Consider the following 18584-nt stretch of genomic DNA (forward strand, 5'->3'; position numbering starts at 1 on the left):
CCGGTTTCCCGGAGTTATCCCAGTCTTACAGGCAGGTTGCCCACGTGTTACTCACCCGTCCGCCGCTAACCATTCAAAAGCAAGCTTTTAAATGGTCCGCTCGACTTGCATGTATTAGGCACGCCGCCAGCGTTCGTCCTGAGCCAGGATCAAACTCTCCGATAAAGTAGAGTTGATTAGCTCTTAAAAAATAAATCTAGAATTAACGTTGACGCTTTGCTTTGTTTAGTTTTCAAAGATCATTTTGTTGTCAGCTTCGCTCAGAAGCGACTTTATTAATATAACATCTTTATCTATATAGAGTCAAGAGTTATTTTAATTTTTTTCTCAGCTGCTGCTAATTTATTTTCCACAATCAGCAGCGGCGAATAATAATATATCATCCTGATATTTATTCGTCAATACTTATTTAATTTGTTTTTAAAATTTCTTTTATCCTCATTAATGTTTGCTGTTTTTCCATCAGCGATCTCCTAATAATGGGTGATAGTTGTTTAGAACTTAAAGAACTATCCAGTTCAGTTAATGCCCCTTCAATGACTATTTGCAGTTCTATTACGTCCGTTTGTTTCAAAATAAATCCATATGCCATATTATCACCCTCCTATTTTTAATCATTTTCCAATTGGACAAAGCATATACATCACATAAAGAAATGGACGAGGAGGATCAGCTTAGATGAATTTTTATGTGATTCGAGCAAAAAAAATTAAGCAAGCAATTGTTATTATTATTGCAGCTTTTTTTACTGCAGGGTTGTTATATATTGAGAATTTCCTTCACTTCCCCGTTTTTTCAACTGATGATGGTCCAAAAGCAATCTATAGAGGAGAAGCAAAAGGGAATATGGTCTCTCTCACATTTGACATTAGCTGGGGTGATGAAAAAGCAAAGCCAATTCTTGATGCCCTAAAAAAACACAAAATCAGTAATGCGACTTTCTTTTTATCTGGCGCATGGGCTGAGAGACATCCCGATATTGTAAAACAAATACAAAAAGACGGCCATCAAATTGGAAGTTTGGGGTACGCTTACAAAAATTATACACATCTTGAACCTGCTGAAATAAAAAAGGACATTGTACTCGCACAAACTGTTTTTAATAACTTAGGAATAAAGGATGTTAAGCTTTTAAGGCCGCCTACAGGAAACTTCGATAAAGAAGTGCTGCAAGTCGCACAGCAGTATGGCTATACAATCGTACATTATAGTATTGATTCGGATGATTGGAGGAACCCTGGAGTAGACCAAATTGTTAACAATGTAACCGCGGATATGCGCAGCGGAGATATCATTCTGCTTCACGCATCTGATTCAGTAAAACAAACAATAAAAGCTCTCCCTGCGATTGTCGAGGGATTAAAGCAAAAAAATCTTAAAAATGTAACTGTAAGTGAATTAATTGCAAATACGACTACTCAATCAAATGAAGTAAAATAAAGGCTGCCGCGAATACGGCAGCTTTTTTTCCAGCTGTAGAAGTTTATTGAAAGTATATGGCTAAATTGGGATTTATAGCTTTAATCAAGACGCTTACCATTCCCTTTTCCGGTAATTTTCGGCAGGATCAAGAGCTGGTAGGCATTGCACGCAAGCAAAGGAATCAGCATTAAATACAGCCAATCCGCTTCATTTACTCTTAAGGCGGGTACCCATTCAACGGTTGTTACTACTACCATAAAGAAAAGTGCAGGGACAAATGCGCTTTTCTTAGTTTGCCGCATCTTAAAGTAGGCAACCACTAAGCCGAATCCAAGGATTGCAATGGCTAATAATACATAAGATAAAACCGATTCATCTTTTATTGCAAAAAGCTGATAACGAAAATAGATTAAATCAAACAGGACAAAAAGAATGAGAAAAAGCTGTATATTATTCCATAATGAAACCGAACGGAATATTCCCATTCCGAACCGGTGTACGGTTAAATAAGCAAAGAAGCCCATTTGACTAATAATGCTAAATATAAAGCCTAATCCGATGAACCAAAATAAAACCGAAAGAATTTCAACTATTTCCCCCTGTATAAAAAGCGATTGATACTCTCCCCATTTTAATGTAAATCCAGCAATGCTCGTAATAACTGCTCCTACAAGCAACGTGGATAAAAACAAACGAACCCAATTACGACTATTCACACGATATCCTCCATACTTTTTCTCGTTTATGATTTTACCAATCATGAATGAAAATGGCTATATAGGGCTTCATCTCCTGACACAGGGATGTGGCAATGATCTAGTGGGATAAAACGGAAGTCATATTAAAGTATAAAACCTCTTAGATAATTCATATTAAGAATAGGAAATTTATTATTGAAAGGAGCCTTTTTATATGACTAGGAAACACTTGCTCCTCACATTGATCTTTTTATTTACAATAGCAGGTTGTGCTCCTAAAGAGCAAGCTGGTCAAATGGATTATGAAGAAACCAAAAAAATGGTTGTCGATATATTAAAAACAGATGACGGAAAAAAAGCCATCGAAGAAATTATGAATCAAGACCCTTTGAAACAAAGTCTTGTGATGGATCAAAAAACTGTCTCTGACACCATTGAAAAAACTCTCACATCCGAAAAGGGTGCAGAGTTTTGGAAAAAAACATTTGAAGATCCTAAATTTGCTGAAAGCTTTGCTAAATCGCTGCAAACTGAACACGAAAAAGTCATTAAAGACCTTATGAAGGATCCTGATTATCAAAAAATGCTTATTCAAGTGTTCCAAAATCCTGACATGGAAAAGCAAATGACAACAGCGGTACAAGGTCAAGAATTCCGCAAGCACCTTCAAACTGTCATAACCGAAACTCTCTCAAGTCCACTTTATAAAAACAAGATGGAAGAAACCTTATTAAAGGCGGCTAAAGAAATGGAGAGCGCACAAGGTCAAGGTGGTGGCGGCGGAGAACAAAGCTCTGAACAGCAAGGCGGAGGTGGAGGGCAACAGTCTGGACCGTAATAGAGCGAGGAGCTTCTGTTTAAAGAAGCTCTTTTTCTTGCCCTTAAACAATCTGACAATAAGCCCTATAACGGAAAAGTAATTACCTCAACCCTTCAATCAAGGCAAGCTTCTAAGAAGCAGCTCCCGCCTTTTTATAAGGTGCGATTACCCATTTCATTTGTTTCAATTTGTTAGCTGTTATCTGGGAATAATTTCTGCTACCTGTTTTGCAATATCCATGTACACTTTTCCAATTGGATGCTGTTCATCGTAAACAGATGGCGCAAATTCCTCTTCATTCCAATCTGGCTGCTGAAGGGGAATTTGCCCCAGCATAGGAACATTTAATTCTTCTGATAGCTTTGGACCTCCACCTTTTCCAAATACATATTCCTTTTCCCCAGTTTTCTTACTTTCATAATAAGCCATATTTTCGATCACACCTATTACTTCGTGATCTGTCTTAAGAGCCATAGCCCCTGCTCTTGCTGCAACAAAAGCAGCCGTTGGATGAGGGGTTGTGACGATAATTTCCTTGCAGGAAGGCAGCATTGAATGAACATCTAACGCAACATCTCCGGTACCTGGAGGCAAGTCAAGAAGAATGTAATCAACATCTCCCCACTCCACTTCCTGAAAGAAATTATTCAACATTTTTCCTAACATCGGTCCGCGCCAAATGACAGGAGCGTTATCCTCTACAAAGAATCCCATTGAGATCACTTTTACCCCAAACCGATCAACAGGAAATACCTTTTCTCCTCTAACTACAGGTCTTTTTGTAATTCCCATCATATCAGGGACACTAAATCCATAAATATCGGCATCAATGAGTCCGACCTTTTTCCCCAACCGTGCAAGGGAAATCGCTAAATTTACAGATACAGTTGATTTACCAACCCCGCCTTTTCCAGAAGCAACCGCAATAAATGTCGTTTTATTTGCAGATGAAAGAAGATTGGAATCAGCTGAAGACTCCACTTGATACTTTGCTATTGTTTCTTGAGGAAGCTCTTCAAATCGAATTCCAACTGAATCTGCTCCAGCCGATTTAAGTCGTCCGACTACTTCTTGTTGCAGCTGTAATTGTTCACCAGTATTTAATTTTGAAATACCCAGTTTAACGCTGACATGCTTTTTTTCAGGCTTAATTTTGATTTCCCTAATAGCGTCCAATTCAAGCAATGATTTATGTAAAAACGGATCATTAAGATTACCAATAGCTTCCTTAACCTGTTGTTCTTGCAACATAGCTAACCACCCTTTTGTTGAATTCGTTTACATCAGTATAACATACAACATTGCTTTGTCGTATTGATAAACCTTGAAGAAACATGATGGGATAAATGATTGATCGGAATGGCAGCTTTCTATATTTCATTGATAATTATTTCAAATTTTATTATCTTTTCTCACTCCTTATTTAAATGGTAAAAAAGGAGAAACAATCCCAAAAAGGATGCCTTTCCTTATTCAGAGGTTATGACATGCTAAGCATTTGAGAAACCAAAGGTTTGGAATTTAATGAACTTAAGCTTCTTTTTACACAACAAAACCCCGCCGTCATTCCGGGGGGGTATTCTTATCTGTAAAATATCTTAAAACACCTTTATAGATAGATGCTGCTAATTTATCTTGGTACTTTTCATCTGAAAGCAACTGCTCCTCTTGTGGATTGGAGAGAAATCCGACTTCAACTAGGGCTCCCGGTTTTTCCGTATATTTAACAAGATAGACACTGTTGATTTTCTTAACCTTACGGGTCGTATTTTCGAGATTTTTTCGGAGCTCATCCTGTACAAACTTCGCAATTTTTTCATTCTCTTCATATTTTCCATTGTAAAACGTTTGTGCGCCGCTCCATTTACTCGAAGGTATAGCATTTAAATGAATGCTTAAATACAGGTCAGCCTCAGACTGATTAATTCTTTCAACTCTCTCCCGAAGATCCTCAGATTTTCTGCGGCTGTATCCTTTTGTACCTGCGCGGGCTAAATCTTTATCAGTCTCTCTGGTTAGTATCACGAGTGCACCTTGCTCTTGTAAATAGTCCCTTACCCTTTTTGAAACCTCCAGTGTTATATCCTTTTCTAACAATTTAGCTCCTACCGCTCCGCCATCAGGACCCCCATGACCAGGGTCTATGTAGATCACTTTACCAGTAAGAGGCAGGTTCCAAGCATTCCAAGAATCATTATCTGAAAATTGAACTCGAAACAAGACTAATAATAAAATAAATCCGCCTAAAAAGGCCAACCATTTTAGCTTCTTTTTCATTTCTTCCCCTCCTGCACGTCCCCTTATTACATTTATATGGGACAAGGATAGGGAATATGATTATTGAAGCCTTAGCTTATATCTTTTTTCTCCTTTTGTATAGCCTTCTTTCCACCATTGTTGAATATAGCATTCACAAGCAATCATTAATGATTCATTGATCATTGGATCATCATTCACTTTTCCCCAATGAAGCATATAATCAAAAAAATCATCTGTTAACAGCTTTTCTTCATGTCTGCACCGATATGCGACCATTTGCATGGATTCCCCATAATAGCCGAACCGGCTAAATTTTGCACCAAGCAGAAATGCTTCAACTGCAAAATCAATACATCCTTCCTCAATTGCAGCTTTACTGATTGTGCGACTTTGAAAAAATTCATTAAAGTAATTTAGAATCGTTTTCTTTATTTCAGTTAGAGAGATCTCTCTAAGCATTTTTCTTTCATAAGTAAGCTGTTTTTCACGCCGTTTTTCTTTAAAAGATAATAAAGTACCCAATTTTCAATGCCCCCTTTCCCTATATTTTTCAACCGAATGAATAGAATCATTCTTCTATCAGTTGCCAAATATGAGAAAAAGAAAGACAAGATGAAAAGGCAATAAAACAAGTGAACTAATGCAACCCAAGCATCTTGGTCTGTCTTCACCTTCACTTGGAGGGTTCATCAGGTGCAAAATTAATACGATCTGGTTTGTCAAACTCTTGTATGTGTATAGTCAGATTACTCATTTCTCTTGATGCCACACCAAGCTCAGTCCAAATTCCCTTATATGGAATATTGATACAAGGGCAGGCAGAGGAATTCCAGATACGGATTGCCCGGATACGAGTCATAACATGCAGGATAAAGAAAGGGGCAGTATGAAACTGACCAAGGAACGTAACTTCTTCATATTCTCCTTTAGTTGCTTCTAAATTTCCTTATAATAAAAAACTGTGGCATCCAATTCACCATTCGAAGACTTAGCATAACGAGGGATGCTTCCTGCTTCGATATATCCTTGAGATTTATACAAAATATTAGATGGGTCACCCGCTCGGGTATCTAAAAACAATAGGGTTGTACCTTCTTGCTTTGCTTTTTGTTCTAAAGTACTCATCAGATTTCTTGCAATTCCATTTCTTCTCTGCTCCGGGTGAACCATTAATCTCACAACTTCGGCTCTATGTAAACCATTTGCCCTTAATACTAGATGCAGTTGAATGGTCCCGCATACCTTTTGATTTAATCTAGCAACCCACAAAATAACACCTTGACCTAACAGGTCTTTCCAGTATTCTCTTGCTGCTTCTTTACTCAGTGGGGATAAAAAACCAATTGAAGCACCACTTTCAACTACCTCAATTAATAAATCGGATAATTCTTCTAAGAGCGTTTCATTGATCAGTGAAACTTCAGTTATTTGCAATTCGTTAGTTATAATGGACACTCCTTTAACTGTTTAATTTGTTAAGTTCTTTCTCAATATTCTCTGACGATTGTCCTCTTTCCTGTAAAAGAAGTTCTAACTCATCAATACTTTCCTCATTGGCATTACTTTCTGCATGACCAATTTGTAATGTCTCCTCTACTTGCTTCACAAGCCTTGCAACTGTAGGTTCATCAAACATAGTTTCTAATTCTATTTCGATAGTAAAATGCTCAAGTATACGAGTCATCAGTTGAAAAGCAAGTAGAGAGCACAACAAGTCCTGAACGGAATAACGATGTAATAATATTGCATATACTGCCAACAAAATAGTTGGATAGGTCGGTTTGGAAGTATTCCCTAAATTTCACTTGCACAATGGCTCTGGGGTGGGAATATTCCAAAAGTTCGACATTTCACATTTGAAGGCTATTCTGGCTCATCAGCAATCGCGTCACTGAGAACCAGCCTGCTTGTTGTCTTTTCCAATAATCCAGTTGGTTTCTGAACAACATACGGCCTTCTACTTGGCAAATTTTAGCATGTCTTTCATCTAGTTTCCATGGATATTTTGTATTATTTTTGCAAATTATGAATGGGCTGTCCGAAAAGGGCAAATTCATTAAAAACTGAAATCAAGAATGAATATAAACCCATTCAAGTCTAGAAGTTTGGTCACATAGAAAATAAAAAAGATTCTACTTGAACGAAAGGACAGATCTTGCAAACGCCTAGAACGCTTCCTCATGGCGTGGAAGAAGCGTTGATGAAAAAACACTACTCGAGCGCTTAAAAAATAGCGTTAGTAGGCTATTAGAAGGGCATAAAGGCATAAACACGTCTGTGAGCTCTGATGAACAACAACAGTTGTTTAAGCGATACGATTACAATGAGAAAAAACAAGTATATTCGTTTGGCTGGCATAAAAAGGGATACACAAGAGGTAATCAAACTGATCTATCTACAAACAAAAAACCCTTCCTCGACAATCCGAGAAAGGGCGTAAACGTTGATGTATAATGAATATTAACGTTTTGAGAACTGAGGTGCACGACGAGCGCCTTTAAGACCGTATTTTTTACGTTCTTTCATACGTGCATCACGAGTTAATAGACCAGCGCGCTTAAGAGTTAAACGATACTCAGGGTCTGCTTGTAATAATGCGCGAGCGATACCGTGACGGATTGCTCCAGCTTGACCAGCAAAACCTCCGCCTTTTACACTTACTAAAACATCATAGCCTGAAGCTGTTTCAGTTAATGCTAAAGGTTGTTTAATGTCTTCGATTAAAGCAGCAAATGGGATATATTCTTTAATTTCACGATTATTAACAACGATACGGCCTTCGCCAGGAACTAGGCGAACACGTGCAACAGAACTTTTACGACGGCCAGTACCGTAATATTGAACCTGTGCCAAAATGAAAAACCTCCTTAGTTATTATCCGCGAAGTTCGTAAACTTCTGGTTTTTGTGCTTGATGTGGATGCTCACTGCCAGCATATACATGCAGCTTTTTGAATTGTTGACGACCTAAAGATCCTTTTGGAAGCATTCCGCGAATTGCTAGCTCTAACATTTTCTCAGAGTAGTTTGTACGCATTTCTAACGCTGTACGAGACTTTAATCCGCCAGGGAATTGACTATGGCGATAATAAATCTTGTCAGTCAATTTTTTACCAGTTAATTCGATTTGTCCTGCATTAATGATGATCACGTGATCACCTGTGTCAACATGTGGTGTAAAAGTTGGTTTATGTTTACCACGTAAGATAGATGCAACTTCAGTAGCAAGACGACCTAGAGTTTTGCCAGCAGCATCTACAACGTACCATTTACGGTCAACTTCGCTAGCTTTCGCCATATACGTTGTACGCATGATTTTCCCTCCTAATAATCAATCAAAAAATTTCAACACTCTATGTTCAAAACACGATAAGTTTCCGGGGCTTATTCGTGGGGTTGAAATAACATACCATATGATATAATAACCCGCCGGAAAAGCAATGTCAAGAGAATGTTACACCAGGTTTAGTTGTCATAATAAACCTTCCATAAATATAAACCGTGACCTGGGGCTGTTTTTCCACTCTTTTCCCGATTTCTTGCCAATAAAATTTTTGGGATATCTTCTGGAATGATTTTTTTTGCCCCAACATCCAATAAAGTCCCGACTATGATTCTAACCATATTATATAAAAAACCATTACCTATAAAAGAAAAGACAAGCTCCCCATTTATTTGGTTTAAGTTTATTTCATAAATAGTTCTAACCCTATCTTCCACTTCGGTTTTAGCTGAACAAAAGCTTGTAAAATCATGAGATCCTATTAAATAATCAGCAGCTTCCTTCATTTTTAGCATATCTAGCGGAAATGGATAATGGAAGGTATAGTTCCGCTTAAAAACATCAGCTTCCTTGGTTAACAAAACTCGATAACGGTATTCTTTTTTCTTCACATTAAAGCGGGCATGGAAATGGGCATCTGTCTTTTCAGCATTCAAACAAGCTACATCATCTGGCAGCAGGCTATTCAGGGCATATGGCCATCTCTCCAGTGGAATATGCAGGAGTGTGTCAAAATGGATAACCTGACCATGTGCATGAACACCTGAATCAGTCCGCCCTGAGGCAAAAGCCTTTACCTTTTCCCCTTTATGAAGCTTTTGAAGTGCCTTTTCGAGCTCAAGCTGAACAGTCCGTTTTTGAAGCTGTATTTGATAACCATGAAAGTTTGTTCCATCATAGGCAACGGTACATTTCAACCTCACCGTCTTCACCTCTATCCTCTTAAAAGGATCATAACAACCCCTGCTGCTGCTAATAGGATTAAAGCAGCCGTATCCATTAGTCCCCATTGAAGCTGTCTTAGCTTTGTTCGGCCTTCCCCGCCTTGATAGCCTCTTGCTTCCATTGCAGTTGCCAGCTCTTCTGCTCGTTTAAATGCACTAACGAAAAGGGGAACGAGCAATGGAACGATTGCCTGGATTCTATCTTTTACTGGACCACTGGTAAAGTCTACGCCGCGAGCCATTTGAGCCTTCATAATTTTATCCGTTTCTTCCATTAAAGTTGGGATAAATCTTAATGAAATAGACATCATAAGGGCCAGCTCATGAACAGGCAATCCGATTTTTTTACAAGGGCCTAACAAACTTTCTATTCCATCTGTCACTTCAATCGGAGTAGTAGTTAGTGTTAAGAGAGTGGTCATCAAAATAAGAAAAAGGAACCTCAATGAGATAAAAATACCTTGGACAATACCTTCTTCATAAATCTCAAAATAACCTAAATCTATTATGACTGCCCCTTCCCTCGTAACAATGATATGCAATAGAAAGGTAAAAAGGATAATCCATAAAATTGGCTTTAGACCATTTATCAAAAATCTAGGGGGCAACTTCGTCATAAAAACGACCGACAATGTAAAGGCCCCTAATATGGTGTAAGTTAGCCAGTTGTTTGCGAAAAAAACAACAAATACAAATAAAAAAATCATTGTCAGCTTTGCGCGCGGATCCATTTTATGAACAAGCGAGTCACCTGGGACATATTTGCCGATTAAAATCTTATCCATCATCGTATTTCACCAACTGCCAAAAGACTTTTTACTTCTTCAACAATCTCATCCATAGAAAGGCATACCTTTTGTAATGTAACCCCAAGTTTCTGCTCTAAAGTACGCTGGAATTTAACTGTCTCAGGCAAATCAAGCCCCATCTCGGCCAATAGTTGGCTGGATGCAAAGACCTCACTAGGTTTACCACTTAATTTGATAGTTCCTTTATGCATAACAACAATCTCACCAGCATAGCGTGCAGCATCTTCCATACTATGGGTAACCAAAATCGTCGTTAGGTTTTGTTTATGATGAAGAGTATAAAATAAGTCCATAATCTCTTTTCTGCCTCTTGGATCAAGTCCTGCAGTCGGTTCATCCAAAATAATCACTTCTGGCTCCATTGCAAGTACTCCGGCAATTGCCACTCTCCTCATTTGTCCGCCGCTTAGCTCAAAAGGAGACCTAGTCAATATGTCATTAGGCAATCCCACTATGGAAATAGCTTTTCTTGCTCTTTCCTTCGCTTCTTGGTCAGACACTCCGAAATTAAGCGGCCCAAATGAAATATCCTTTTCTACCGTTTCTTCAAATAGCTGATGTTCAGGGAACTGAAAGACAATACCGACTTTCTTCCGAATGGCCTTTAAATTCCTTTGCTTTTTTCCTGCATGAATTTGATTATCCCCAATTTGCAAATAACCTTTAGTTGGCTTTAAAAGCCCGTTGAGATGCTGAAGAAGAGTAGATTTTCCAGAACCTGTGTGGCCTATAACAGCAAGGAAAGTCCCTTGCTTTATTTCTAGGTTCAGATCATACAAAGCTAACCGTTCAAAGGGTGTTTTCGCCTGATAGCGGTGTTCTAGCTCCTTGATTGTAATGTCCATAGCTCTTTCACCAACCCTTCAGGAGTCAAGTGGTTCTCTCCGACAGGTACACCTGCTGTTTTAAGCTTCTGACTTAGCTGATAAGAGAATGGAAGGTCCAGCCCTATTTCTGTAAGAGACTCATCAAGTGCAAAAATTTCGCTTGGTGTTCCTTCTGCAAACTTTCTTCCATTGTTCATCACAATGACCCGATCAGCTTTAGCAGCCTCTTCCAAGTCATGAGTAATTGAGATAACTGTAACAATTCCTTGTTCCTGGAGTGTACGAACGGAATTCATTACTTCATCCCGTCCAATGGGGTCAAGCATGGATGTTGCTTCGTCCAAGATGATAATTTTTGGCTGCACAGCTATTACTCCGGCAATTGCAACACGCTGTTTTTGACCACCTGATAGATGGTGCGGCTCTTGATCGAGAAACTCTTCCATTTTCACCTGCATTGTTGCCCACTCGATCCTTTTCACCATCTCTTCTCGCGGTACAGCATGATTTTCTAAACCAAAAGCCACATCATCTTTTACAGTTGTACCAACAAATTGATTATCAGGATTTTGAAAAACCATTCCTACTTTTTTGCGTATTTCCCAGATGTTCTCTTCAGTAAGTGGTAAACCGCATACTTGGACATGCCCTTCCTGAGGAAGAAAGAGACCATTCAAAATTCTCGCAAGAGTAGATTTACCAGATCCATTGTGACCTACTATGGCAAGCCATTCCCCATCTTTCACTTCTAAGCTGACGTTCTGAAGTGCTGGGTTTGACTCTTTATGATACCGAAAAACAATATTTTCCACTTTTACTACATCTTGTCCCACCTGACATCCTCCCTTCTCCAAAACTAAACTTAAGCTACCTACCTGCTCTGGTCAGGTAAAAAATTGCCGCATAAATAACGGAAGCGCCCTATACAGCCCACACATTCCTGTGAAAAGTCCACGCAGAACTTTAAGTGGGGCCTAGGCGCTACAGCTAGACAAATACAACTTTTATTAAGGGCTCTTTTCTAAGTGATTGTTGCTATTGACTTATAAGAAGCTTTTAAATACTGGCAATTGGTGAGCTGCCAGCTGCTTCAAATCTCACCTCTCACCTCAAGAACCATAAATCTCAAAGTAATAGATTTGTTTCAACAGCAACAATGTTTACGAAAACCGCCTTTTAAATTGTATTTATTTCAAAGCTTAATGCTTGTAAAAAAAGGGCATAAGGCAGTAATAAAACTGTCCCCTGCCCTAGTGGTAAAACATCTAAGTGTTCTTAGACTAATTCAATGATAACCATTGGTGCTCCGTCACCACGACGAGGGCCAAGCTTCATAATACGAGTGTATCCACCTTGGCGCTCAGAGTAACGAGGTGCAACATCGCCGAATAATTTTTGAAGAGCGTCTTGATCGTTTTCTTCATTTGCTACTTCATTACGGATGAAAGCAGCAGCCTGACGACGAGCGTGTAAGTCACCACGTTTACCTAAAGTAATCATTTTATCAACAACTGAGCGAAGTTCTTTAGCACGTGCTTCAGTAGTTTCAATACGTTCGTTAATGATTAAATCAGTAGTTAAGTCACGTAACATAGCTTTACGCCCCGCACTTGTACGTCCTAATTTTCTGTATGACATATGATGTCCCCTCCTTTGTTATATACTTGACTAACTTCTATGAAAACAAAAGAAAATTACTAGTTAACCTGGTAATCAGTCATCTTTTCTAAGTCCCAAGCCAAGATCTTCTAACTTAGCTTTAACTTCTTCCAATGACTTACGTCCTAGATTACGAACTTTCATCATATCCTCTTCTGTTTTATTAGCTAGTTCTTGTACTGTATTGATTCCTGCGCGTTTCAAACAGTTGTATGAACGGACAGATAAATCAAGTTCTTCAATTGTCATCTCAAGTACTTTCTCTTTTTGGTCTTCTTCTTTCTCTACCATAATCTCAGCATTTTGAGCCTCATCGGTTAAACCAACGAAGATATTAAGATGCTCAGTTAAGATTTTAGCACCAAGAGCAATCGCTTCTTTAGGTCCTGTACTGCCATCAGTCCACACATCAAGAGTCAATTTATCGAAATTCGCCACCTGGCCAACACGAGTATTTTCAACTTGATAGGAAACTCTAGAAACAGGTGTGTAAATAGAATCGATCGGAAGCACACCAATTGGCTGATCTTCTCTTTTATTCGCATCTGCTGGAGTATATCCGCGTCCGCGTCTTGCAGTTAATCTCATTCTCAAATGAGCATTCGCACCGAGTGTTGCAATGTGAAGGTTAGGGTTTAAAACTTCTACATCACTATCATGTGTAAGGTCTGCAGCCGTAACAGCTCCATCACCCTGGACATCGATCTCAAGTGTTTTCTCTTCTTCAGAATAAATTTTAAGTGCAAGTTTCTTAATGTTTAAGATGATCGTTGTAACATCTTCAACGACGCCTTCTATAGTAGAAAATTCATGCAGTACACCATCTATTTGGATCGATGTTACAGCGGCACCAGGTAGTGAGGATAATAGGATACGACGTAAGGAGTTACCCAGAGTTGTACCATATCCACGCTCAAGTGGTTCTACGACGAATTTACCGTAGTTGGCATCATCGCTGATTTCAACCGTTTCGATTTTTGGTTTTTCAATTTCCAACATTCAATCAAACCCTCCTTCAAAACGTCGAAACCTCGGTCAGAATACTGCTTTTTTCTATCTAACCGAAATTCCCCATTAATAAATCCCTATTGTGCACAACAACAGAATGGGCAATTCTGCTTTAAAATATAATACTGTATCATAACCCATTATTGACATGGATACAAAATCTATACAGATAAATTATACGCGACGACGTTTTGGCGGACGACATCCATTATGTGGTACTGGAGTAACATCTCTAATTGCTGTTACTTCAAGACCTGCAGCTTGAAGTGCACGGATTGCAGCTTCACGACCAGCTCCTGGTCCTTTGACAGTAACTTCTAATGTTTTCAAGCCATGTTCTTGGGAAACTTTTGCTGCAGCTTCAGCTGCCATTTGCGCTGCAAACGGAGTAGATTTACGAGAACCTCTGAAACCTAAAGCACCAGCACTAGACCAAGAAATCGCATTGCCGTGTACGTCCGTAATCGTAACGATTGTGTTATTGAAAGTTGAGCGGATATGAGCAATTCCAGCTTCAATATTCTTTTTCACGCGACGTTTACGAGTGTTTGTTTTACGTGCCATGTTTGATAACCTCCCTTACTTATTTCTTTTTGTTCGCTACAGTACGACGTGGACCTTTACGAGTACGAGCGTTGTTTTTCGTATTTTGACCGCGAACAGGCAGGCCGCGACGGTGACGAAGACCGCGGTAGCAGCCGATTTCAATTAGACGTTTAATATTTAAAGAAACTTCACGACGAAGATCCCCTTCAACTTTGTGTTTGTCTAATACATCACGGATTTTCCCTAATTCTTCTTCAGTAAGATCGCGAACGCGAGTATTTTCAGAAACACCAGCTTCTGCTAATACTTTTTGAGCAGTTGAAGTTCCTACACCGAAAATATATGTTAATGATACGACAATACGTTTATCACGTGGAATGTCAACACCAGCAATACGTGCCATTTACAGATGCACCTCCTTAAAATTATCCTTGTTTTTGCTTATGTTTTGGATTTTCACAGATAACCATTACTTTTCCTTTTCTGCGGATTACTTTACATTTTTCGCAGATTGGTTTAACGGATGGTCTAACCTTCATCTTGTTTTCAACCTCCTTGATAGTACGGAGTGCGTTTATTTATAACGATACGTAATTCTACCGCGAGTTAAATCATACGGAGATAATTCTACCGTAACTTTGTCTCCAGGTAAAATACGGATAAAGTGCATACGGATTTTACCGGATACATGCGCTAAAACAGTATGGCCATTTTCCAATTCTACTTTAAACATTGCATTTGGTAAAGTTTCAGCAACAGTACCTTCTACTTCAATAACATCGTCTTTCGCCATCTAAGTGTTCTCCCTTCTTCAAATCAGTAACTTGCTCATTGACAAACTTACTAACTGCAAAACGAAGTTTACCGTTTGTCACACGACCAGACTCGTTTATACTGTTCTGAACTTCTGGAGATACGCAATCAAAAAACATAAGATGATTGATATTCTTTCTTTTGGGAGAATGAAACTTTCGTTTTTCTCCGTCAGCGATTAAAACGAAACGCTTGTCGAGAATATGAATCACTACTGCATATTGTCCAGCTTCTCTGCCTTGAGTGATCAAAACAAACTGACCTATGCGCGGGCTCGAATCAGGTTCGCTCAAACATTATCACCTTCACTTAGGCTTTCGTTAAGATTTCATAGCCTTCTTCGGTAATCGCTATGGTGTGTTCAAAATGTGCACACATTTTCCTATCAACTGTCACAACCGTCCAGTTGTCTGGTAAAGTTTTTACATAGCGCGTACCTGCATTAACCATTGGTTCAATGGCTAAGACCATTCCAGGTTTTAAACGCGGACCCTTTCCCGGCGGTCCATAGTGAGGAATTTGCGGGTCTTCGTGAAGATCTTGACCTACTCCATGACCAACATATTCTCTAACTACAGAAAACTTGTGTCCTTCGACAAAAGTTTGTATTGCGTGGGAAATATTCGACAATCTTTCCCCTGGTTTTGCCTCATCTAAGCCTTTATATAAAGATTCCTCTGTCACTTCCAGCAGCTTCCGTGTCTCATCAGAAACCTTACCCACCGGATATGTCCATGCAGAATCACCATGATAACCGTTATATTTAGCACCTATATCGATACTGATAATATCTCCTTCACCAAGCTTCCGATCTCCCGGAATCCCATGAACAAGTTCTTCATTAACAGAAGCACAAATACTTCCGCGAAAACCATTATACCCTTTAAAGGAAGGAATTGCATCATAAGACCGAATAAACTTTTCAGCAATTGCATCCAATTCTTTTGTAGTGATACCGGCTTTAATATGCTTTTTGAGTTCTTGATGGGTTAATGCTACGATACGACCAGCTTCACGCATGATTTCAATCTCACGCGGAGTCTTGCATATGATCATTCACCTAAGCCCCCAAGCAATTCCTTAATATCATTAAAAACTAGACTAATATCTTGTTGACCGTCTACATTTCTTAAGTAACCTTTTTGATTGTAAAAATCAAGTAAAGGCTTTGACTGCTTCACATTAACCTCTAAACGATTTGCGACTGTTTTTTCATTATCATCTTCACGTTGATAAAGTTCACCGCCGCATTTATCGCATACACCTTCATTTGCAGGTGGATTAAAGATTAAGTGGTAGGTTGCTCCGCAGTTCTTGCAAATCCTGCGACCAGTCAATCGTTCCATTAAAATGTCTTGGTCCACTTCAATATTAATAACATAGTCGATTGATTTTGATAATTCCTCTAAAATAGTTTCAAGAGCTTCTGCTTGCGCGACAGTTCTTGGAAAGCCATCTAACAGGAATCCATTGTCACAATCATTCTTGCCCAAACGTTCACGAACAATACCAATTGTTACCTCGTCTGGCACAAGCTCACCTTTATCCATAAAAGACTTGGCTTTGAGCCCTAAATCAGTACCGCCTTTTATGGCTGCTCTAAACATATCTCCAGTTGAGATATGAGGGATGTGATACTCTTCAACGATTCGTTCCGCCTGTGTCCCTTTTCCGGCCCCAGGCAGTCCCATTAATACTAAGTTCATTCGTACTCCCCCTCAGTCTCTATTAGAGGGAATGGAACACGGTCCCATAACCTCACTGTTTTATAAATCCTCTATAGTGACGTTTTACAAGTTGGCTCTCAAGCTGTTTCATCGTCTCAAGGGCAACCCCGATAACGATTAGCAAGCTTGTTCCACCGATTTGTGCAGCAGGGGGCAATCCAGCAAATTCAATAAAAAACACAGGAAGAACTGAAATAACAGCTAAGAATATTGAACCTACAAAAGTAAGTCTGTAAAGAACCTTCGTTACATATTCTTGTGTGTTTTTCCCTGGACGAATACCAGGTATATATCCGCCTTGTTTCTTCAGGTTTTCAGCCATTTGTTCAGGATTTACTTGAACAAATGTATAGAAGTAACTGAACGCAATAATCAAAGCCACGTACACAATCATCCCGATAGGCTCTGTATAATCAAATGTTTTTTGAATCCAATCTGTTACATCATTAGATCCAAAGAACGAAGCGATTGTAGGAGGCGTAATAATGAATGACATGGCAAAGATTACTGGAATAACACCAGCCGCATTTACTTTTAACGGCAGGTGAGTGGATTGTCCTCCACCAGATGGTGAGCGTCCACCTTTAGCGTATTGGATCGGAATCTTACGAAGTGCTTGCAGAATAAAGATAACTCCTACAGTTACCGCAAGAATAGCTAATAGTAAAAGGACTACTGTCACAATTCGTAGAAACAGCTGATCTCCAGCATCTGAGAATTGTTGAGCATAAATTTGGTTGACCGTATCAGGAATGGCTGCAACAATACCCGCAAAGATAATAATGGAAATTCCATTACCGACTCCTTTTGAAGTAATTTGCTCACCTAACCACATTAAAAAAGCAGTTCCTGCTGTAAGTACAACCGCAATCAGTAAGTAGGTCGGTATCCCAGGATTCTGGATAAGTCTTCCGCCTGCAAGATTATTAAATCCGTAGGACATCCCAATCGCCTGGATAAAACCTAATACAATTGTAAAGTACCTTGTGAACTGAGCTAATTTACGGCGGCCAACTTCTCCTTGCTTAGACCATTCAGTGAATTTGGGAACAACATCCATTTGAAGCAGCTGAATGATGATGGAAGCAGTAATGTAAGGCATTATGCCCATCGCTAAGATAGAGAAATTATAAAGTGCGCCACCGCCAAAAGTATTTAAAATACCAAAAACGTTCAATTCATCCTGTGCAGCTAACACTTCCGCATTTACGTTAGGCACAGGAATGAATGTTCCGATTCGGAAGACGATAAGCATTAGTAGGGTGAAAAATATTTTATTTCTAATATCACCCACGCGCATAAAATTGGAGATTGTCTTGAACATTAGATCACCTCAGCTGTACCGCCAGCAGCCTCAATTGCTTCTTTTGCAGTAGCGGAGAATTTGTTGGCTTTTACAGTTAATTTTTTCTCTAACTTACCATTGCCAAGAATTTTTACTCCAGCAAGTAATTTGCTTACTACACCAGTTTCAAGAAGTAATTCAGGAGTTACCTCAGTTCCATCTTCAAAACGGTTTAGTTTTTCAACGTTAATTACCGCAAAATCTTTACGGTTGATATTCGTGAAACCTCGTTTAGGTAAACGTTGGAATAAAGGGGTTTGACCACCTTCAAAACCAGGACGAACTCCACCGCCGGAACGAGCGTTTTGACCTTTATGACCTTTACCAGCCGTTTTACCATTACCAGAACCGATGCCGCGACCTACACGGTTACGTTCTTTACGGGAACCATTAGCTGATTGTAATTCATGAAGTTTCATAGGGAC

At 39.2% G+C, this 18584-nt stretch carries 26 protein-coding genes and 1 rRNA gene; 2 read left to right on the forward strand and 25 right to left on the reverse strand.

What is annotated here, in order from left to right; translation table 11 throughout:
• Positions 1–165, reverse strand: a 16S ribosomal RNA gene (locus IC621_RS21195); the annotation flags it as partial.
• A 244-nt stretch (positions 166–409) separates the two neighbouring features.
• Positions 410–592, reverse strand: a complete 183-nt coding sequence (locus IC621_RS21200) for a hypothetical protein (RefSeq protein ID WP_191161199.1) — start codon at positions 590–592, stop codon at positions 410–412.
• 86 nt (positions 593–678) lie between these two features.
• Here IC621_RS21200 and pdaB point away from each other — a divergent pair, with 86 nt between their 5' ends.
• On the forward strand, positions 679–1440 hold the full coding sequence (gene pdaB, locus IC621_RS21205) for a polysaccharide deacetylase family sporulation protein PdaB (RefSeq protein WP_191161201.1): 762 nt from the start codon (positions 679–681) through the stop codon (positions 1438–1440).
• A gap of 80 nt (positions 1441–1520) precedes the next feature.
• Here the strand turns inward: pdaB and IC621_RS21210 are convergent, their stop codons facing one another.
• Positions 1521–2138 (reverse strand): KinB-signaling pathway activation protein, encoded by a 618-nt coding sequence (locus tag IC621_RS21210; RefSeq protein WP_191161203.1) that lies wholly within the window; start codon positions 2136–2138, stop codon positions 1521–1523.
• 196 nt (positions 2139–2334) lie between these two features.
• Between IC621_RS21210 and gerD the strand changes: the two genes are divergently transcribed.
• A complete protein-coding gene (gene gerD / locus IC621_RS21215; RefSeq protein WP_191161205.1) occupies positions 2335–2958 on the forward strand; it encodes a spore germination lipoprotein GerD in 624 nt (207 codons plus the stop codon).
• Positions 2959–3138: 180 nt separating this feature from the next.
• Here gerD and IC621_RS21220 read toward each other — a convergent pair whose 3' ends face one another.
• The 22 genes from IC621_RS21220 to rplO all read right to left on the reverse strand — a co-directional run bounded on the left by IC621_RS21220 (position 3139) and on the right by rplO (position 18578).
• Positions 3139–4191, reverse strand: a complete 1053-nt coding sequence (locus IC621_RS21220; protein WP_191161207.1) for an Mrp/NBP35 family ATP-binding protein — start codon at positions 4189–4191, stop codon at positions 3139–3141.
• A gap of 312 nt (positions 4192–4503) precedes the next feature.
• Complete coding sequence (gene cwlD / locus IC621_RS21225) at positions 4504–5217, reverse strand: N-acetylmuramoyl-L-alanine amidase CwlD (RefSeq protein ID WP_191161209.1); 714 nt, start codon at positions 5215–5217, stop codon at positions 4504–4506.
• A gap of 60 nt (positions 5218–5277) precedes the next feature.
• On the reverse strand, positions 5278–5721 hold the full coding sequence (locus tag IC621_RS21230) for a DUF2521 family protein (protein ID WP_191161211.1): 444 nt from the start codon (positions 5719–5721) through the stop codon (positions 5278–5280).
• A gap of 414 nt (positions 5722–6135) precedes the next feature.
• On the reverse strand, positions 6136–6645 hold the full coding sequence (locus IC621_RS21235; RefSeq protein WP_191161347.1) for a GNAT family N-acetyltransferase: 510 nt from the start codon (positions 6643–6645) through the stop codon (positions 6136–6138).
• Between the two features lie 13 nt (positions 6646–6658).
• Complete coding sequence (locus IC621_RS21240) at positions 6659–6961, reverse strand: acyl carrier protein (RefSeq protein WP_318153103.1); 303 nt, start codon at positions 6959–6961, stop codon at positions 6659–6661.
• Between the two features lie 698 nt (positions 6962–7659).
• A complete protein-coding gene (rpsI, locus tag IC621_RS21245; protein ID WP_191161215.1) occupies positions 7660–8052 on the reverse strand; it encodes a 30S ribosomal protein S9 in 393 nt (130 codons plus the stop codon).
• 21 nt (positions 8053–8073) lie between these two features.
• Entirely contained in the window at positions 8074–8511 is a 438-nt protein-coding gene (gene rplM, locus IC621_RS21250; RefSeq protein WP_191161217.1) for a 50S ribosomal protein L13, read from the reverse strand.
• A gap of 152 nt (positions 8512–8663) precedes the next feature.
• Complete coding sequence (truA, locus tag IC621_RS21255) at positions 8664–9404, reverse strand: tRNA pseudouridine(38-40) synthase TruA (RefSeq protein WP_318153104.1); 741 nt, start codon at positions 9402–9404, stop codon at positions 8664–8666.
• 11 nt (positions 9405–9415) lie between these two features.
• On the reverse strand, positions 9416–10213 hold the full coding sequence (locus tag IC621_RS21260) for an energy-coupling factor transporter transmembrane component T family protein (RefSeq protein ID WP_191161222.1): 798 nt from the start codon (positions 10211–10213) through the stop codon (positions 9416–9418).
• Positions 10210–11079, reverse strand: a complete 870-nt coding sequence (locus tag IC621_RS21265; protein ID WP_191161223.1) for an energy-coupling factor ABC transporter ATP-binding protein — start codon at positions 11077–11079, stop codon at positions 10210–10212. The genes IC621_RS21260 and IC621_RS21265 overlap by 4 nt, the downstream gene beginning before the upstream one ends.
• Positions 11055–11894 (reverse strand): energy-coupling factor ABC transporter ATP-binding protein, encoded by an 840-nt coding sequence (locus IC621_RS21270; protein WP_191161225.1) that lies wholly within the window; start codon positions 11892–11894, stop codon positions 11055–11057. The genes IC621_RS21265 and IC621_RS21270 overlap by 25 nt, the downstream gene beginning before the upstream one ends.
• A 442-nt stretch (positions 11895–12336) precedes the next feature.
• Positions 12337–12699, reverse strand: coding sequence for a 50S ribosomal protein L17 (gene rplQ, locus IC621_RS21275; RefSeq protein WP_191161227.1), 363 nt, complete (start codon positions 12697–12699; stop codon positions 12337–12339).
• A gap of 75 nt (positions 12700–12774) precedes the next feature.
• The gene (locus IC621_RS21280; protein ID WP_191161229.1) at positions 12775–13719 is read right to left on the reverse strand and encodes a DNA-directed RNA polymerase subunit alpha; all 945 of its coding nucleotides are present in this window, start codon (positions 13717–13719) and stop codon (positions 12775–12777) included.
• Positions 13720–13902: 183 nt separating this feature from the next.
• Positions 13903–14292, reverse strand: a complete 390-nt coding sequence (gene rpsK / locus IC621_RS21285; RefSeq protein WP_191161231.1) for a 30S ribosomal protein S11 — start codon at positions 14290–14292, stop codon at positions 13903–13905.
• Between the two features lie 19 nt (positions 14293–14311).
• Entirely contained in the window at positions 14312–14677 is a 366-nt protein-coding gene (gene rpsM / locus IC621_RS21290; RefSeq protein WP_191161233.1) for a 30S ribosomal protein S13, read from the reverse strand.
• Between the two features lie 22 nt (positions 14678–14699).
• Entirely contained in the window at positions 14700–14813 is a 114-nt protein-coding gene (gene rpmJ / locus IC621_RS21295) for a 50S ribosomal protein L36 (protein WP_003156543.1), read from the reverse strand.
• Positions 14814–14848: 35 nt separating this feature from the next.
• Positions 14849–15067: a translation initiation factor IF-1 gene (gene infA / locus IC621_RS21300; RefSeq protein ID WP_003217190.1), complete on the reverse strand. Its 219-nt coding sequence runs from the start codon at positions 15065–15067 to the stop codon at positions 14849–14851.
• Entirely contained in the window at positions 15045–15380 is a 336-nt protein-coding gene (locus tag IC621_RS21305; protein ID WP_191161235.1) for a KOW domain-containing RNA-binding protein, read from the reverse strand. The genes infA and IC621_RS21305 overlap by 23 nt, the downstream gene beginning before the upstream one ends.
• A gap of 16 nt (positions 15381–15396) precedes the next feature.
• Entirely contained in the window at positions 15397–16143 is a 747-nt protein-coding gene (map, locus tag IC621_RS21310) for a type I methionyl aminopeptidase (protein WP_191161237.1), read from the reverse strand.
• Positions 16140–16793 carry an adenylate kinase gene (locus IC621_RS21315; RefSeq protein ID WP_191161239.1) on the reverse strand — a complete coding sequence of 218 codons (654 nt, stop codon included), beginning with the start codon at positions 16791–16793 and terminating at the stop codon, positions 16140–16142. The genes map and IC621_RS21315 overlap by 4 nt, the downstream gene beginning before the upstream one ends.
• A gap of 52 nt (positions 16794–16845) precedes the next feature.
• A complete protein-coding gene (secY, locus tag IC621_RS21320; RefSeq protein ID WP_191161240.1) occupies positions 16846–18138 on the reverse strand; it encodes a preprotein translocase subunit SecY in 1293 nt (430 codons plus the stop codon).
• Positions 18138–18578: a 50S ribosomal protein L15 gene (gene rplO / locus IC621_RS21325; protein WP_191161241.1), complete on the reverse strand. Its 441-nt coding sequence runs from the start codon at positions 18576–18578 to the stop codon at positions 18138–18140. Before rplO ends, secY begins: the two co-directional genes overlap by 1 nt.
• Between the last annotated feature and the right edge of the window lie 6 nt (positions 18579–18584).

The organism is Metabacillus arenae (assembly GCF_014773385.1).
GTDB lineage: Bacteria > Bacillota > Bacilli > Bacillales > Bacillaceae > Metabacillus_D > Metabacillus_D arenae.

Excerpts from the sequence above, each read along its gene's own strand:
- IC621_RS21315 (WP_191161239.1), bottom strand. The coding sequence starts at position 16,793 with ATGAACTTAGTATTAATGGGACTGCCTGGGGCCGGAAAAGGGACACAG.
- cwlD (WP_191161209.1), bottom strand. The coding sequence starts at position 5,217 with ATGAAAAAGAAGCTAAAATGGTTGGCCTTTTTAGGCGGATTTATTTTA.
- IC621_RS21200 (WP_191161199.1), bottom strand. The coding sequence starts at position 592 with ATGGCATATGGATTTATTTTGAAACAAACGGACGTAATAGAACTGCAA.
- rplQ (WP_191161227.1), bottom strand. The coding sequence starts at position 12,699 with ATGTCATACAGAAAATTAGGACGTACAAGTGCGGGGCGTAAAGCTATG.
- infA (WP_003217190.1), bottom strand. The coding sequence starts at position 15,067 with ATGGCGAAAGACGATGTTATTGAAGTAGAAGGTACTGTTGCTGAAACT.
- secY (WP_191161240.1), bottom strand. The coding sequence starts at position 18,138 with ATGTTCAAGACAATCTCCAATTTTATGCGCGTGGGTGATATTAGAAAT.
- rplM (WP_191161217.1), bottom strand. The coding sequence starts at position 8,511 with ATGCGTACAACGTATATGGCGAAAGCTAGCGAAGTTGACCGTAAATGG.
- IC621_RS21220 (WP_191161207.1), bottom strand. The coding sequence starts at position 4,191 with ATGTTGCAAGAACAACAGGTTAAGGAAGCTATTGGTAATCTTAATGAT.
- rpsM (WP_191161233.1), bottom strand. The coding sequence starts at position 14,677 with ATGGCACGTATTGCTGGTGTTGACATTCCACGTGATAAACGTATTGTC.
- map (WP_191161237.1), bottom strand. The coding sequence starts at position 16,143 with ATGATCATATGCAAGACTCCGCGTGAGATTGAAATCATGCGTGAAGCT.
- rpsK (WP_191161231.1), bottom strand. The coding sequence starts at position 14,292 with ATGGCACGTAAAACAAACACTCGTAAACGTCGCGTGAAAAAGAATATT.
- IC621_RS21280 (WP_191161229.1), bottom strand. The coding sequence starts at position 13,719 with ATGTTGGAAATTGAAAAACCAAAAATCGAAACGGTTGAAATCAGCGAT.
- rplO (WP_191161241.1), bottom strand. The coding sequence starts at position 18,578 with ATGAAACTTCATGAATTACAATCAGCTAATGGTTCCCGTAAAGAACGT.
- IC621_RS21260 (WP_191161222.1), bottom strand. The coding sequence starts at position 10,213 with ATGATGGATAAGATTTTAATCGGCAAATATGTCCCAGGTGACTCGCTT.
- IC621_RS21265 (WP_191161223.1), bottom strand. The coding sequence starts at position 11,079 with ATGGACATTACAATCAAGGAGCTAGAACACCGCTATCAGGCGAAAACA.
- rpmJ (WP_003156543.1), bottom strand. The coding sequence starts at position 14,813 with ATGAAGGTTAGACCATCCGTTAAACCAATCTGCGAAAAATGTAAAGTA.
- gerD (WP_191161205.1), top strand. The coding sequence starts at position 2,335 with ATGACTAGGAAACACTTGCTCCTCACATTGATCTTTTTATTTACAATA.
- pdaB (WP_191161201.1), top strand. The coding sequence starts at position 679 with ATGAATTTTTATGTGATTCGAGCAAAAAAAATTAAGCAAGCAATTGTT.